This is a genomic window from Enterobacter sp. JBIWA003 (assembly GCF_019968825.1).
Lineage (GTDB): Bacteria > Pseudomonadota > Gammaproteobacteria > Enterobacterales > Enterobacteriaceae > Enterobacter > Enterobacter quasiroggenkampii.
This window is the reverse complement of the sequence record NZ_CP074170.1, coordinates 1,049,066-1,064,479: the sequence shown is the minus strand read 5'-3', so window position 1 is coordinate 1,064,479 and position 15,414 is coordinate 1,049,066. Positions and strand designations below refer to the sequence as shown.

Sequence of the window (15,414 nt, the reverse complement as noted above, 5' to 3'; positions counted from 1 at the left end):
ATAACACGAATATTTCATTCTCCTTTCAGCGTTATACTGGCCTGCATTATATATTATTTATGACAGGCAAACTCACCTGCCGCATTTCACAAAAGCAAAATGCCCACTTTAGTAAAACACCCGTCTTCACTTTGATGTACACTAGCCCTCTTTGTTCCACAAACATCAGGCATACCATGACCGATTTAATTGCACGCCCACGCCGCCTGCGCAAGTCACCTGCACTGCGCGCTATGTTTGAAGAGACAACCCTGAGCTTAAACGATCTGGTGTTGCCGATTTTTGTTGAAGAAGAGATCGATGACTACAAGGCCATCGAAGCCATGCCGGGCGTCATGCGCATTCCGGAGAAATATCTGGCGCGTGAGATCGAACGTATCGCCAACGCGGGGATCCGCTCGGTGATGACCTTCGGCATCTCCCACCATACTGACGCGACCGGCAGCGACGCGTGGAAAGAAGATGGCCTCGTCGCCCGCATGTCACGCATCTGCAAAGAAACCGTGCCGGAAATGGTGGTGATGTCCGACACCTGCTTCTGTGAATACACCTCGCACGGCCACTGCGGCGTACTGTGCGATCACGGCGTGGATAACGATGCTACCCTGCTTAACCTCGGCAAGCAGGCTGTTGTCGCGGCCGCGGCAGGCGCAGATTTCATCGCACCTTCTGCCGCGATGGACGGACAGGTTCAGGCGATTCGTCAGGCCCTGGACGCGGCTGGTTTCACCGACACCGCCATCATGTCCTACTCCACCAAATTTGCCTCCTCCTTCTACGGCCCGTTCCGTGAAGCAGCCGGTACGGCGCTGAAAGGCGATCGTAAAACCTATCAGATGAACCCGCTGAACCGCCGCGAAGCGATTCGTGAATCCCTGCTCGATGAAGCCCAGGGCGCAGACTGCCTGATGGTAAAACCGGCTGGCGCGTACCTGGATATCCTGCGCGACATCCGCGAGCGCACCGAGCTGCCGCTGGGCGCTTATCAGGTGAGCGGTGAGTACGCGATGATCAAATTCGCCGCCCTGGCGGGTGCCATTGATGAAGAAAAAGTGATCCTGGAAAGCCTGGGGGCGATCAAACGCGCGGGCGCGGATCTGATCTTCAGCTACTTCGCGCTGGATCTGGCCGAGAAGAAAATTCTGCGTTAATCCGCTTTAGCGCCGGGTGGCGGCTTCGCCTTACCCGGCCTACGCTCTGCTCAAATCTTCACCCAACTGCAATACAACCGACATCTGCGCCTTCTACTGTCTTCGCAAGACGGCAGGAGGAGTGACCATGTTTAGCCTCGATAGCGTTCTCGACGATCTTTGGCCTCAGGCGAGGCCCGCACCCTGGCAAAAAAGTCTGTTAAAAAGACTGTTCTACGAAGACGAATTTCAGCAATTTGCCGCAGCCCACCGCCACCTGAAAGGCCTGGATATGGTGGAGCAGGTTCTGGAACACCTGGATATTCTCTGCACCGTTTCCGCCCGCGATCTCGAACAAATCCCCGAACATGGCCCGCTGGTCATCTTTGCCAACCACCCGACGGGTACGCTGGACGGACTGGCGCTGCTGTATGCCGTCTCCCGCGTGCGGCGCGATGTTAAAGTCGTAACCAACCGGATGCTGACCCACCTTGAGCCCCTCAGTTCGCTGTTTATTCCGGTGGACAATATGGGCGGCAGGACGGCGAAAACGTCTCTGGTGCAAATGGAACAGCATCTGCAAAACGCGGGCGTGCTGATCTTCTTCCCGGCAGGCGAAGTGTCCCGCCCCACGCGCAAAGGCATTCGCGATAAAAAATGGCACTCCGGCTTTATCAAACTTGCTGGCAAGCTGCGCGCCCCGCTGCTGCCGGTGCATATTCAGGCGCATAACAGCCTGCTCTTTTATGCCAGCACGCTGGTCTCCCCGACACTGTCGATGCTGCTGCTGATGCAGCAGATGTTCCGCCGCCGCCACAGCCAGCTGCCGATCAAAATCGGCCAGCAGATTGCGTGGCATCACTGGCACAGCGCTAACCTTTCGTCGCGTGAGATGGCCGAGCAGTGCCGTCAGCACGTGATGCGTCTTGGCAAGGGAGTGCCCGGCGTCTTTAAAACCCAGTGCGCCATTGCCCGTCCGGAAGACCGGGCCACCCTGAAACGCGCGCTGGCGCAGGCCGAATGTCTGGGCAAAACCAGCGACGGTAAAACCATCTATCTTTGGCAGCGAAACGGTCAGGAAGACGCCCCGCTGCTGCGCGAGCTGGGCCGCCTGCGCGAGATTGCCTTTCGCGCGGTGGAGGAAGGGAGCGGCAAACGTCGGGACACCGACAGCTACGACGATGATTATCTGCACCTGATCCTGTGGGATGAGGACGATCTGGAGATCGTCGGGGCGTATCGCTTTATGCCGACGGCCATGCAGATCGAAAAGCGCGGCGTTGAGGGGTTGTACAGCTATAGCCTGTTTCACTACGACGACAAAATGCAGGACGTGCTGGAACACGGCATTGAGCTGGGGCGCAGCTTTATTCAGCCGCGCTACTGGGGGCGCCGCGGCCTGGACTATTTATGGTCCGGCATTGGTGCCTATCTGGCGCGTTATCCGCACTACCGCTACCTGTTTGGCCCGGTCTCGATTTCCGGTGGCTTACCGCCTGCCGCGCGGGATCTGCTGGTCGCCTTTTACCGCCTGTGGTTCCCGGCGACGCATCCGCTCGCCGCCTCGCGCCAACCGTATCCCGCGTCCCTGCCGGACGTGCTGGCGCAGTTTGGCGGCGTGGATTACGTGGACGATCTGACGAAGCTGAAATCCCTGCTCGGCAATCTTGGCTGCGGAATTCCGCCGCTCTACAAGCAATATTCCGAGCTGTGCGAGCCCGGCGGCGTGCAGTTTATTGATTTTGGCAGCGACCCGGCGTTCAACAACTGCGTCGACGGGCTGGTGCTGGTGGATTTGTGTTACCTGAAGGCGAACCGCTATCAGCGGTATATTGAGGCGCACCTATAAATGTACGGTATTTTGTAGGCCGGGTAAGGCGTAGCCGCCACCCGGCAATTGTGCACCGTTTTCGCCGGGTGGCGCTGCGCTTACCCGGCCTACGGGAGCGACGGGTTAAGGACGATAAAACGGCTTATCGCCCAAAATCGTCGCCCGCTGCATAATCCGGCGCTGCGGCAGATAGTCCGCATTGGCATAATGCTGCGTTACGCGGTTATCCCAGATCGCCAGATCGTTCTCCTGCCAGCGCCAGCGCACCTGGAACTCCGGTTTGGTGATATGCGCAAACAGGAAACCTAACAGCGCCTCACTCTCTTTTTCCGTCACGTCCACGATGCGCGTGGTGAACCCTTCGTTCACAAACAGCGCCTGTTTGCCCGTTACCGGATGGGTCCGCACCACCGGGTGCAGCAGCGGAGGATGTTTCGCCACAGCCTCCTGCCAGCGCTGATGTTCCTCTTCCGTTTTACGGTACTTGTACTCCGGGAACGATTTTTTGAAGTCGTGCTCCGCCCGCAGCCCGCTCAGCAGCGTCCGGAACGGCGCGGAGAGCGCCTCATACGCCGCAATCCCGCTGGCCCACAGCGTATCGCCCCCCGTCTCCGGCAGCCGTTTCGCCGCCAGAATCGCCCCCGCAGGCGGTGTGTCGATAAAGGTCACATCGGTATGCCAGTTATCGTTATCCGGCGGGTTATCGTTGTGGGTGTCGAGGACGATAATCTCCTCCACCCCTTCCGCATGCGGATAGACCGGGTGGATATGCAGATCGCCAAAGCGCAGGGCCAGCGCGCGCTGCTGCTGCGGGGTGATCGCCTGCTCGCGCAGGAACACCACCTGATGGCGCAGCACCGCGTGGTACAGTTGCTCAAACTGGTTATCGCTCAGCGGACGGGTCACATCCAGGCCCGACACCTGTGCACCAATGTACGGCCCCAGCGGGGTGATAGTCAGACGTTCACTCATTGTATTTCTCCATGCCAGGGCGTCAGACGGCGCTGTAACGCGCGCAGCCCCAGTTCTAATCCGAAGGCGATCGCGGCGATCACCGCGATCCCTGCCAGCACCACGTCAGTCGCCAAGAACTCTCCCGCCGACTGCACCATAAACCCAAGGCCGCGCGTGGCCGCAATCAGCTCCGCCGCCACCAGCGTGGACCAGCCCACGCCAAGGCCGATGCGCAGCCCGGTTAAAATCTCCGGCAGTGCGCCCGGTAAAATCACGAACAGCAGCACCTGCGTACGGCTGGCTCCCAGCGACTGCGCCGCGCGGATCCGCACCTGCTGGGCGCTCTTCACGCCCGCCAGCGCCGACATGGCCACCGGGGCGAAAATCGCCAGATAGATCAGCAGGATTTTTGACGTTTCACCGATGCCGAACCAAATCACCATCAGCGGCAGATAGGCCAGCGGTGGGACCGGGCGGTAAAGCTCAATCAGCGGGTCGAGGATGCCGCGCACCGTCGGGCTCAGCCCCATCGCAATCCCCACGGGAATGCCGATAATCACCGCCGCCAGCAGCGCCACCAGAATACGCGCCAGGCTGGCACCTAAGTGCTGCCAGAGCGTGGCATCCATAAAGCCCTGCGGCCCGGCGATGGTAATGAGTTTGGCCAGCACCTGTCCCGGCGGCGGCAGAAACAGCGGGCTGACCCACTGCAGGGCAGCAACTGCCCACCACACCGCCAGCAGTACCAGCAGCGTGCCGACGCTCAACGTGATTTGACGTGAGAAAGGCCAGCGCAGCGCCAGACGCGTGCGGCGCGTTTTTTCACTGAAGACGATGCTCATGAGAAGGCCTCCCGCTGTTCAAACACGCGGCTTAAAACGTACTCACGCTGTTCGATAAACAGCGGATCGGATTTGATGCTGCGCACGGGTTCCCCCGCGACGTAGCGGCGGGCGAATTCCAGCGGCAAGCGCTCCAGCACACGGCCCGGCCCCGGCGAGAGCAGCACCAGCTCGGTGGCCATAAATACCGCCTCTTCGATATCGTGGGTAATCAACAGCACCTGCTTGCCCGTCTCATGCCAGAGGCGCAACAGCAGGGTTTGCATCTGCTCGCGGGTGAAGGCGTCGAGCGCCCCGAACGGCTCGTCCAGCAGCAACAGCTGCGGATTCGCAGCCAGCGCGCGGGCAATCCCGACACGCTGTCGCTGGCCGCCGGAAAGCTGCCAGATATAGCGTTTTTCCGCGCCTTCCAGCCCCACTTTTTTCAGCATCGCCCGCGCCGTTTCCAGCCGCTGTTCACGATTGATGCCCGCAAGCTGCAGCCCAAACGCCACGTTTTCCTGCACGTTGCGCCACGGGAGCAGGCCTTCATTCTGGAAGACCACGCCGCGCTCTGCGCCGGGGCCTTCCACCTTTTTGCCTTCCAGTTGAATGGAGCCATGCTGATAAGGGACAAACCCGGCGATCAGATTCAGCAGCGTGGTTTTTCCGCATCCGGACGGACCCAGCACCACCAGCAGTTCACCGCTGTCCAGCGTCAGGTTGATCTCCTCCAGCGCGGGTTTGCCACCGTAATCAGCAGACAGATTTGTAATATTCAGCATGGCGGACTCCTTATTTCACAAAACGATCGGTCACGTACTGGCTGTAATCCGTCGCTACCGCGGGTACTTTGCCCTGCTCTTTCAGGAAGGTGGCGGTATCAACAATCGCTTTGTTTACCGGCCCGGTCAGCTGCTGCACCTGCTGCGCGGGGGTCAGATAGGTATTGCCCTTCACCAGCCCCGGCACGTCCGCTTCCGGCACGCCGCTCAGGCGGGAAAGTTTTTCCAGGTTGGCGGGCTGCTTCAGCCATTCATCCGGGTTACTGATGTACGGCTGCTGGGCGTCAATCGCGCTTTTCGCGAAGGCTTTCACCACCTCAGGATGTTTCTCGGCGAAGTCTTTACGCACGACCCACACGTCGAGCGTTGGCGCGCCCCACTGGCCCACTTTTTCGGAGTCGGTCAGCACGGTGCCGTCTTTTTCCAGTTCGTTCACGGCAGGTGCCCACACATAGGCCCCGTCAATGTCGCCGCGCTGCCAGGCCGCGATAATCGCCGGCGGCTGGAGGTTAATAATTTGTACCTGCCCCGGCTTGATGCCCCAATGTTTGAGCGCTGCCAGCAGGCTGTAGTGGGTGGTGGAGATAAACGGCACGGCGATGCGTTTGCCGATCAGGTCTTCCGGCTTGGTGATGTTTTTCTTCACCACCAGCGCTTCAGAGTTACCGAGCTGCGAGGCGAGCAGGAACACCTCAATCGGCACCTGCTGGCTGGCCGCAACCGCCAGCGGGCTGGAGCCGATATTGCCAATCTGCACGTCGCCGGAGGCTAACGCACGCACCACGGAGGCCCCGCTGTCGAACTTGCGCCAGTCGACTTTCGCGCCGCTCTCTTTGGCAAAGGTGTTGTCCGCCTGCGCGACTTTCGCCGGTTCCGCAGAAGTTTGATACGCGACGGTGACGTCCACCGCCTGCGCCTGAAATGCCCACAGCGCCAGTGCGCCGAGTAGTGTGATTCGCGATGAAATTGCCATAGTGCCTGCTCCCCTTGTTGTTATGAGGGCAGTATTTCCAACGCGGGAATTTTGATAAAGGAATAAAAATGAATCGCTCATAACGATTCGTTTTTAGATAAAAAGCGGGAAAGGATAGTTGGTTTTGTGCGTTTGTTTATGCCGGGTGGCGCTGCGCTGTGCGATCCGTAGGCCGGGTAAGGCGCAGCCGCCACCCGGCAAAAAACTCAGCGCTTCGCGTTAAGCTCAGCAATATCCTTCGGCGTAGTGCGACAGCAGCCGCCAATCAGCTTCGCGCCGGCGTCCAGCCACTGGGGCAGATACCCCGCCAGCGTCTCGCACGCTTCGCCGTGGTGGTGCCAGGTTTTGGTCACCGCATCATAATGCTCGCCCGAGTTCGGGTAGACCACCAGCGGCAGCGGCGTCAGGCTTTGCAGGTGCTTCAGTGCCGCCGTGGTGTTTTCCAGCGCGATACAGTTAATGCCCAGCGCGACGATATGCGGAGAGTCGGCCAGCGCGCTGACTACGTCACGCAGCGGCGTGCCGTCGCTCAGGTGTTCACTGTCCCGCAGGGTAAAAGAGAACCACGCCCGGGCGCGGGGATACCCGGCCAGAAGGGCCGCCAGCGCCTTAATCTCGGCAAAAGACGGCAGCGTTTCGCAGGCCAGCAGGTCAGCGCCCGCATCCAGCAGCGCTTCCACGCGCGGACGGTGGAAGTCGGTGAAGGCTTCCGCACTGCGCACGTAGTCGCCGCGATACTCTGAGCCATCCGCCAGATAGGCACCATACGGTCCAACGGATCCCGCCACCAGCAGCGTGCCCGCATGCGGATTTTCAGCCAGATACGCTTCACGCGCCTTACGCGCCAGCTCCACGCTTTTGCCAATCAGCGCCCGGGACTGCGCCTCGTCCAGGCCGCGCGCCGCAAAACCCGCAGGCGTGGCCTGATAGCTGGCGGTGATCGCCACCTGCGCACCTGCGCGGTAATAACCAAGATGCACTTCGCGGATAAGCTCCGGGTTTTCCATCAGCACTTTGGCAGACCAGAGGTTGTCTGCCAGGTTACAGCCGCGCGCTTCCAGCTCCGTCGCCATCGCGCCATCCAGCACCACAAACGGCTGCTTTTCAAGGAGGGCGGTAAGCGGATTATTCTGCGACATGTTCGGGCTCCTGCGATGTCATATTTCGGGTCAGATAGTAGGCACCATAGCACAGGGCGACAAACGGAATCCCGCAATAAAGGGCAATGCGCTGGCTTGGGTCAAACCACAGGCCGACACAAGCCACCACGCAGAGGATAAAACCGAGCACCGGTACCAGCGGATACCACGGCGCGCGGTACTGCAGCGCAGAGAGCGGCTGCCCGGACTGCAGATGGCGACGACGGAAAACGAAGTGCGACGCGCAGATGCTGATCCAGACGGCCACCACCGCAAAGCCAGAAATCGCCGAGAGCGCGACAAACACAGTGTCAGGCGCCACGACGCTTGAGAACAGCGCCAGCACGCCGCCGAGCATAGAAACCGACAGCGCCGTCAGCGGCACGCCGTTTTTGTTCACTCGGGCAAAGCAGCGCGGGAGCGTTTTCTCATTAGAGAGCGACCACAGCATGCGCCCGGAGGCGTACAGCCCGGAGTTCGCCGCCGAGAGGATCGCCGTCAGAATCACAAAGTTAAAAATATCCGCCGCGTAAGGAATACCGACCTTTTCAAACACCAGCACGAACGGGCTCTTTTCCACGCCAGCCTGCTGCATCGGGATCAGCGCCGCCAGCACAAACACGGTGCCGATAAAGAAGATGATCAGGCGCGCAATGGTGGTACGGATCGCGACCGGAATCACCTTGTGCGGATTTTCCGTTTCCCCTGCGGCAATACCGATAAGCTCGGTCCCGGAGAAGGCAAAGTTCACCGCCACCATGGTCATCAGGATCGGCAGGCCGCCGTGCGGGAACCAGCCCTCGGCGGTGATGTTGCTTAAGCCCGGCGCGGGGGAACCGTCCTGCATCGGGATAAAGCCAAAGACCGCCGCGCCGCCAAGAATAATGAAGGCAATGATGGTGATGACTTTCACCAGGGAGAACCAGAATTCACCTTCCGCAAAAAAGCGCGTTGAGATGACATTCAGGCCAAAAATCACCACGCAGAAGACCACGCACCAAGCCCATACGGGCACCTGCGGGAACCAGTACTGCATGCAGAACCCGGCGGCGGTAAAGCTTGACCCGAGCGCCACCGTCCAGGTGAGCCAGTAGAGCCACGCCACGGTGTAGCCCGTCGCCGGGCCAAGATAACGCGCGGCATAGACGTGGAACGCGCCGGTTTCCGGCATCGCCACGGAGAGTTCGCCCAGACACTGCATCACCAGCCAGACCACCAGCGCGCCGATCAGATAGGCCAGCAGCGTGCCCGCCGCCCCGGTCGTGGAAATGATGTAGCCGGTATTGAAGAATAACCCTGTCCCAATCACGCCACCCAGCGAGAGCATGATCAGGTGGCGTGTTTTCATGGTGCGCTTAAGCTGCCCATTTTCTTGTTGTGTTTGCATATTACCTTCTATACGTATGGACATCTAAACATCCAAAGAAGGTGTGTTATACCGCGATTGTTAATAAAAAGCTAGATGACCAGACGCAAACGGGCGCGCCGCGCGCTGAGTCTGGGGTGGGTTGTGAGGATGACATAGAGAATCGGACGCCAGGCCATAAGCACCTCCGCAAGCAGATACTTACAGCATGGTGCGGGAAAAGGCGATCTTCGGTCAGTCGAAAGTGGTATCCGTAAAGCGCGAAGTCATACCGTAACACTGCCCGCAAGACGGGTAAGGCGCAGCCGCAACCCGGTGCAAGGTTGGTAATTCTCACAATCGGTTCTATAGTCGTCACAGTTTCTTAGTAACCAGGACTGACTGATGCGCTTTAACGGACTGACTAAAGGTTTCTTTATTTTCATTCTCGCCCTTGTGACCTGGGCCTTCTTCGACGTGCTGTCGCCCTACTTCTCCGCGATACTGTGGGCCGCCATTCTGACCGTTATCTTCAACCCGGTAAAAAACAAGCTGCGCACCGCGCTGGGGGAGCGCAACGGGCTGGCCTCGCTGTTGACCATCGGCATTATCTGCCTGATCGTCTTTATTCCGCTGATGGTGATCCTCTCCTCGCTCGCCATTGAGCTGAATGTGGTTTACACCAAACTGCAGGAGAACAACACCCAGTTCCCGGAAGTGGTGGCGAGCATCTTCAACCACCTGCCTGACTGGGCCAGCGGCTTCCTCGCGGATCACAACCTGACCAACGCGGCGCAGATCCAGAAAAAACTCTCCGATGTCGCCCTGCAGGGCGGACAGTATCTCGCCGGCAGCGCGTTTCTGATTGGCAAGGGGACGTTTGGCTTTGCGATTAGCTTCGGCATCATGCTGTATCTGCTGTTCTTCCTGCTGAAAGACGGCCCGTATCTGGTACGCCAGATCCTCGATTCCCTGCCCCTGTCCGATTTTGCCAAGCAGCATCTGTTCGCCAAATTCGTCGGCGTGTCACGCGCCACGGTAAAAGGGACGGCGGCGGTGGCCGTGGTTCAGGGCATCCTCGGCGGGATTGCCTTTGCCATTGCCGGTATCGACGGCAGCGTGCTCTGGGGCGCACTGATGGCGTTCCTTTCCCTCGTGCCCGCCATCGGCTCAGCGATTGTCTGGGTGCCCGCCGCTATCTTCCTGTTCGCCACGCACCAGATCTGGCAGGGGCTGTTTATTGTCGGCTTTTTCGTGATTATCGTCGGGTTGGTGGACAATATTCTGCGCCCGCTGCTGGTGGGGAAAGACACCAAAATGCCGGACTACCTGATTCTGATCTCCACTCTCGGCGGCATGGAGCTGTACGGCATTAACGGCTTTGTGATCGGGCCGCTCATCGCCGCGCTGTTTATCGCCTGCTGGAACCTCTTTTCCGGACGCGATCACGAAGGTAACGCCGAAGAGCTGGACGCGGATTTCATCGAAGAAGGAAAAAATCCTCCAGATTTGTAAGGACGTGACGATAAAGACCACACCAGGCGGCACTGTGCCGCCTTTTTTTTCGCCTTAAATCAGACGTTTTCTATAATTTGAAGAACGCCATCCTACTCATGTCGTAAAAGGATCATCTGGTGCGAATCGCGACGATAACAAACTGGGCCTATGGGGCCACGGTCTGCCTGACCATCGCCTCCGGCATCATCATGCTGATGGCGTCCAGTGCGGATACCCTCGAACGTCAGGCCGTTGAACAACGGCAGAAATTTGATCAGCTGACGGAAGATATCGAAACCGATATCTGGGCGCAGTCTGATTTAGCGCGGCTGTACGTCATTAAAAAAGATCCTCAGGTGCTCAAGGAATATAACCAGGCAGAAAACAGCCTGAAGCGCATCGAGCTTCGTCTGGAAAAGCTGCAGGATAACGGCGCATCGGATGAAGAACTGGCCCTGCTGCATGAAGGAATAAAGATCGTCGATGAGCTGCAGGACGAGCAGCAAACCGCCCTCGCCAGCCTGGAACGCGGTGAAGACGCCCAGGCCGTTGCCTTGCTCTATGGTCAGCCCTATGAGCAGGAGCTGGATCGCGCGCAGAATCAGATCGATCACTTTCGCCAGATACTCGACAAGCGCGTTATCGGCTCCGTAAAAGATGCGACAAAAAAATCGAAAGCGCTGCGTACCGCCTCTGAGCTGACGGTCGGCCTGACCGCCCTGCTGTTCCTGTTTGTGCTCGGCTTTATATTAAAGCGCCGCGTGCTACGCCCCGTGGTGCGCCTGAGCGACGTGGTGCACCGCCTGGCATCCCAGGATTACGCGGTTGAAACGCCCAATTTCAACCAGATTGATGAGATAGGCGATATGGCTCAGGCCATCAGCATCTTCCGTGAAAACGGCCTGGCGCGGCAGCGTCTGGAAAAAGAGCGCGATGCCGACTGGGCCATCCGCGAACTGCTGGCGCGCATGACCCAGCGGCTGCAGGGGTGTGAGAACTTTAACGATGTGATTAACGTGGCGGAGCTGTTTGCCCCCAATATCGCGCCGGGGATCGCGGGCCGACTCTACGTCCTTGACCGCGAGCCGTGGCAGATGCGCTGCGTCGCGCAATGGCTTTCGCCGATTGGTGAAGAGACGACGTTCCACCCGGACGAGTGCTGGGCCGTGCGTCGCGGGCAGAGTCACCCGCCGGTGAACGGCGAGCCGGATATTGCCTGTTATCATCTTCCGGCATCCCAGGCGGAAAGCGCGCTTTGCGTGCCGCTTATCGCTCAGGGTGAGGCCATTGGCCTGCTCTCCTTCCAGAATATCACGGCGGATAATGCCCCTTCCCGCGCATATCTGGAGCTGATGGCTGAGGCGCTCGGGCTGGCGCTGGCCAACCAGCGTCTGCGCGACGCGTTGCTGGAAAAAGCGTTGTTTGACCCGCTCACCGGCCTGCGTAATCGTCATCATCTGGAAGATACCCTGCAAACCCAAACGGCACAGGCGATACGCACTGGCGTACCGTTAAGCTGCATGATGATTGATATCGACCACTTCAAGAGCATTAACGATCGTTTCGGCCATGAAGCGGGCGATCTGGTGATCAAAAGCGTGGCGTCAATTGTTCAGCGGGCCGCACATGACAACGGGCTGGCATTCCGCTACGGCGGCGAGGAGTTTCTGGTGTTGCTTTCCGGTGCCGATGAAGCAGAAGCGTACGCCTGCGCGCAGAAGATTTACACCGGCGTGCATGAACTGTCGCTTCGCTACGGGCTGACCGAGATTGGGCCGGTGGACGTGTCGATTGGCATTGCCAGCTACCCACAACATGCCCAGACCGACAACCTGCTGCGCGCCGCGGATGTGGCCTTGTACCGGGCAAAAGAGCTGGGACGCGCGCGGATTGTGAGTTTTGGGATGCTGGAGGCGGGTTAGCTATTACTTTCACGCCACTGCTTTACCATCTCATCTGTTACTTCATTTTTATAACAAATGGGAGCATAGCCTCCCGCCTTACTCCATGCGCTGCGTTTCCCGCAAGCGCTTCCGTTTCTGGCCCGGTTAAAAGGACAAGCGCATACTCCGGGATAAGATGCTATCGACTCTGCAATAACATTCTCTTTAACCTGTTCACTGGAAACTGAACTGTTTTTTGCCATGGCGATGTCCGCTACAAAAAAGCAGCACACAGCACAAAGCACAAAGCACCATCAGGAACGGTCTTTTTTTCATTTTTGATTCGTTTTAAGGAGGGGGTGCACACGATAGGCGGCGAATGAAAGAGACATCATGATTTAAGTCAATAAATCTGTTCCGGCAGGGACAACGAACCTTACGCGTTCTCGCAAAAGGTGGACGCATTATGCACGTTCTCGCTCAGTTGGGTACAAGGCAGCTATTGCAGTTCCCCTGGGAATTTTAGCCTGCCGCGTTTTACTTCACGCTTCACCGAAGTAACGCACGTTAGCAAAACGTAGACTGGTCCTTCGTTAATCAGAGGATGATAAAATGAAAACCCAGCAGGTCGATTTTGCTTCTTTATATTTTGGTACACCGGTCGCCATTATCTCCAGCCAAAATCCTGACGGTTCAACCAACCTGAGCCCGATCTCCTCGTGGTGGATCCTTGACCGGAATATCGTGTTCGGGCTTGGCACCTCTGGAAAATGTTATGAAAATATCACAGGTAACCCCGATATTGTTCTGAACATCCCGGACAGCAGGCTCTGGCCGAATATTGAAGCTATCGCAAATAAAACGGGAAAAGCATCGCCACCGGAATGGAAGAAAAAGAGGGGGTATGTTTTTGAACAGGACAAATTTAGCTGCGGGAATTTCCATAAGGAAAAGGCGGTGACGATTAACTCGTTGAGAATTAAAGAGTGTCCTGTACAAATAGAGGCTAAGGTTGGCGGGATATCGCCCCTGACCGGTTCGCAGGGGAACCTGGTGTCCGTTGATGCCACGATAACCTGCGTCCACATATCTGAGGCATTATTAATTCATACTCAGAGAGGGGTAAAATTTAATGTGGAGAAATGGAACCCCCTCTATTATCTATTTCGCCACTATTTCTCGCTGGGTCACCGACTCGGTCACAACTTCCGCCACGATGAGTAACCCGGTCTTTTTTGCAGCGGAAAGGTTTAAACTTTTCGTGATATTCTTTCTTTACGCCCCTTAGTTCCTATACTCGAGCCATATTCGCCACTGTATTAACACCTGTCACGCACAATACGTTGCGCATGACAGGTGAAGATATTTTGTTCTGGAAAAACGTCTATGTCGAAACTGGATTTGAGGTCCAAAAAAACCTGGGGCGCGCTGGCAGCGATCGCCGTTGTCTCCGGTACGCTGGCATTTGCTTTTGCATGGACGGCGGGCTGGCTTGGGTCACGCACGGTCAGCCAGGCACTGGTGGGTGAAACACCGAAACCCTTCCCGCCTGGTTTTCGCCGCGCGCATGGAAAAGGCATCTGCTTTGCCGGCACCTTTACGCCAAACGGCTCGGCGGCTTCTCTTTCAACCTCCCGCCTCTTCTCGCAGCAGGAAGTGCCCGTTGTGGGCCGATTCTCTATTGGTACCGGCGATCCGCATGCCCCGGATAGTACGACCAAAACCCTGAGCATGGCGCTGCTGCTGAAGACAGATGATAAGCAACAATGGCGGATGGCGATGAACAACGAGCCTTTCTTCGCCACGCACAGCCCGGAAGGTTTTCTGGCCTTGCGAAAAGCCACGGCCGTTGATGCGGCCACCGGCAAACCGGATCCGCAGCGTCTCAAAGACTTTTTGAAAGCGTACCCGGAGGCGGAGAAATACCTAAAATGGGCGGCACAAAAACCCGCGCCCGGCAGCTTCGCGGGGGCGACGTTTTACAGCATTAACGCCTTTTACCTTGTGAACGCACAGGGGGACCGTCAGGCCGTTCGCTGGATGATGCGTCCGCACGAGCCTTTCCTGTCGATAAGCGATGAGCAACGACAGAAAGCCGATGACAACTTCCTGTTCGAAAATCTGCGTCAGCGCCTGGCGCAGAAGCCACTCTACTGGGATTACGTTTTGCAGCTCGCACAGCCGGGCGATCCGGTGGATGACCCTTCCCAGCCATGGCCGGACGATCGCAAAAAGGTGGTAGCCGGTACGCTGGAAGTGACGCGCGTCGAAGCACAATCCACAGGCGCGTGCCGCGACGTTAACTTTGATCCTTCTGTCGTTCCTGCAGGCGTTGCGGTGTCTGATGATCCCATCTTAAGCGCCCGCTCCGCGGCCTACTCCCACTCTTTCAGCCGCCGTGAACGGGAAATCGGCTACGACAAGGCCACCGAAGCCGTGCAAAAGCAGGAGGTAAAATGAGCTCAAATAAAGACAGGCGAGAGCACGCGCCGCAGCATTTCAATACCCTGGCGCGAAGCCTGCACTGGCTGATGGCGGTGATGATCCTGACCATGCTTTTCATCGGTGCCGCGATGATGACGTCGTTACATCACCGGATTTGGCTAATCGACCTCCACCGGCCGCTGGGGATCGCCATTTTACTGCTGGCACTGGTTCGTCTGGTCAACCGACTCCTGAGCCGCACGCCCCCACTTCCTGCCGATTTGCCCATCTGGCAGGTGCTTGCCGCAAAGGCATCACACTGGATGCTGTATGGGTTAATGCTGGCAATGCCGCTGCTGGGCTGGGCGCAGCTGTCGGCAGCGGGCCTGCCGATTGTGATGTTTGATGGCGTCAACCTGCCGGCAATTGTCCCGACCAGTCCGGCACTCTTTGCCTGGTGTCACGACGCCCATAGCCTTCTGGCAAAATTGCTTTTTGCCGTGGTGCTGGTCCATCTCTCCGCCGCACTCGTTCATGCGTGGATCTACCGGGACGCAGTGTTTGCCAGCATGGCGAAAGGGAGTAAGTCGGCGTCAGCCCTCCGGGATGACCTGAAGTAAGGCAAGCGCCAG

General features: G+C 58.1%; 14 protein-coding genes. 7 read left to right on the top strand and 7 right to left on the bottom strand.

The window, feature by feature from the left end:
- Positions 1-176: 176 nt before the first annotated feature.
- Together hemB and KGP25_RS05030 are read left to right on the top strand one after the other, a co-directional pair.
- Positions 177-1,151, top strand: coding sequence for a porphobilinogen synthase (hemB, locus tag KGP25_RS05035; protein ID WP_045909816.1), 975 nt, complete (start codon positions 177-179; stop codon positions 1,149-1,151).
- 127 nt (positions 1,152-1,278) lie between these two features.
- Positions 1,279-2,979, top strand: coding sequence for a lysophospholipid acyltransferase family protein (locus KGP25_RS05030; protein ID WP_196345844.1), 1,701 nt, complete (start codon positions 1,279-1,281; stop codon positions 2,977-2,979).
- A 105-nt stretch (positions 2,980-3,084) separates the two neighbouring features.
- Here KGP25_RS05030 and tauD read toward each other — a convergent pair whose 3' ends face one another.
- The 6 genes from tauD to mmuP all read right to left on the bottom strand — a co-directional run bounded on the left by tauD (position 3,085) and on the right by mmuP (position 9,020).
- Positions 3,085-3,933 (bottom strand): taurine dioxygenase, encoded by an 849-nt coding sequence (tauD, locus tag KGP25_RS05025; RefSeq protein ID WP_063620912.1) that lies wholly within the window; start codon positions 3,931-3,933, stop codon positions 3,085-3,087.
- On the bottom strand, positions 3,930-4,757 hold the full coding sequence (tauC, locus tag KGP25_RS05020) for a taurine ABC transporter permease TauC (protein WP_048225831.1): 828 nt from the start codon (positions 4,755-4,757) through the stop codon (positions 3,930-3,932). The genes tauD and tauC overlap by 4 nt, the downstream gene beginning before the upstream one ends.
- Positions 4,754-5,521 (bottom strand): taurine ABC transporter ATP-binding subunit, encoded by a 768-nt coding sequence (gene tauB, locus KGP25_RS05015; protein WP_045909819.1) that lies wholly within the window; start codon positions 5,519-5,521, stop codon positions 4,754-4,756. Before tauB ends, tauC begins: the two co-directional genes overlap by 4 nt.
- Positions 5,522-5,531: 10 nt before the next feature.
- On the bottom strand, positions 5,532-6,494 hold the full coding sequence (gene tauA / locus KGP25_RS05010; RefSeq protein WP_001018397.1) for a taurine ABC transporter substrate-binding protein: 963 nt from the start codon (positions 6,492-6,494) through the stop codon (positions 5,532-5,534).
- Positions 6,495-6,700: 206 nt separating this feature from the next.
- Positions 6,701-7,633 (bottom strand): homocysteine S-methyltransferase, encoded by a 933-nt coding sequence (mmuM, locus tag KGP25_RS05005; RefSeq protein ID WP_223540057.1) that lies wholly within the window; start codon positions 7,631-7,633, stop codon positions 6,701-6,703.
- Positions 7,620-9,020, bottom strand: a complete 1,401-nt coding sequence (gene mmuP / locus KGP25_RS05000) for an S-methylmethionine permease (protein WP_008503244.1) — start codon at positions 9,018-9,020, stop codon at positions 7,620-7,622. Before mmuP ends, mmuM begins: the two co-directional genes overlap by 14 nt.
- A 363-nt stretch (positions 9,021-9,383) precedes the next feature.
- On the opposite strand from mmuP, the gene KGP25_RS04995 reads away from it, so the two are divergent.
- Together KGP25_RS04995 and KGP25_RS04990 are read left to right on the top strand one after the other, a co-directional pair.
- The gene (locus KGP25_RS04995; protein WP_048030055.1) at positions 9,384-10,493 is read left to right on the top strand and encodes an AI-2E family transporter; all 1,110 of its coding nucleotides are present in this window, start codon (positions 9,384-9,386) and stop codon (positions 10,491-10,493) included.
- A 119-nt stretch (positions 10,494-10,612) separates the two neighbouring features.
- The gene (locus KGP25_RS04990) at positions 10,613-12,397 is read left to right on the top strand and encodes a diguanylate cyclase (protein ID WP_045909823.1); all 1,785 of its coding nucleotides are present in this window, start codon (positions 10,613-10,615) and stop codon (positions 12,395-12,397) included.
- Here the strand turns inward: KGP25_RS04990 and KGP25_RS04985 are convergent.
- On the bottom strand, positions 12,394-12,621 hold the full coding sequence (locus KGP25_RS04985; protein ID WP_223540056.1) for a hypothetical protein: 228 nt from the start codon (positions 12,619-12,621) through the stop codon (positions 12,394-12,396). The two genes, KGP25_RS04990 and KGP25_RS04985, sit on opposite strands and share 4 nt — an antisense overlap.
- 349 nt (positions 12,622-12,970) lie before the next feature.
- On the opposite strand from KGP25_RS04985, the gene KGP25_RS04975 reads away from it, so the two are divergent.
- The 3 genes from KGP25_RS04975 (at position 12,971) to KGP25_RS04965 (ending at position 15,402) form a co-directional block, all read left to right on the top strand.
- A complete protein-coding gene (locus tag KGP25_RS04975) occupies positions 12,971-13,582 on the top strand; it encodes a flavin reductase family protein (RefSeq protein ID WP_223540055.1) in 612 nt (203 codons plus the stop codon).
- 162 nt (positions 13,583-13,744) lie between these two features.
- Entirely contained in the window at positions 13,745-14,818 is a 1,074-nt protein-coding gene (locus KGP25_RS04970; protein ID WP_223540054.1) for a catalase family peroxidase, read from the top strand.
- Entirely contained in the window at positions 14,815-15,402 is a 588-nt protein-coding gene (locus KGP25_RS04965) for a cytochrome b (RefSeq protein WP_223540053.1), read from the top strand. The genes KGP25_RS04970 and KGP25_RS04965 overlap by 4 nt, the downstream gene beginning before the upstream one ends.
- Positions 15,403-15,414: the final 12 nt, after the last annotated feature.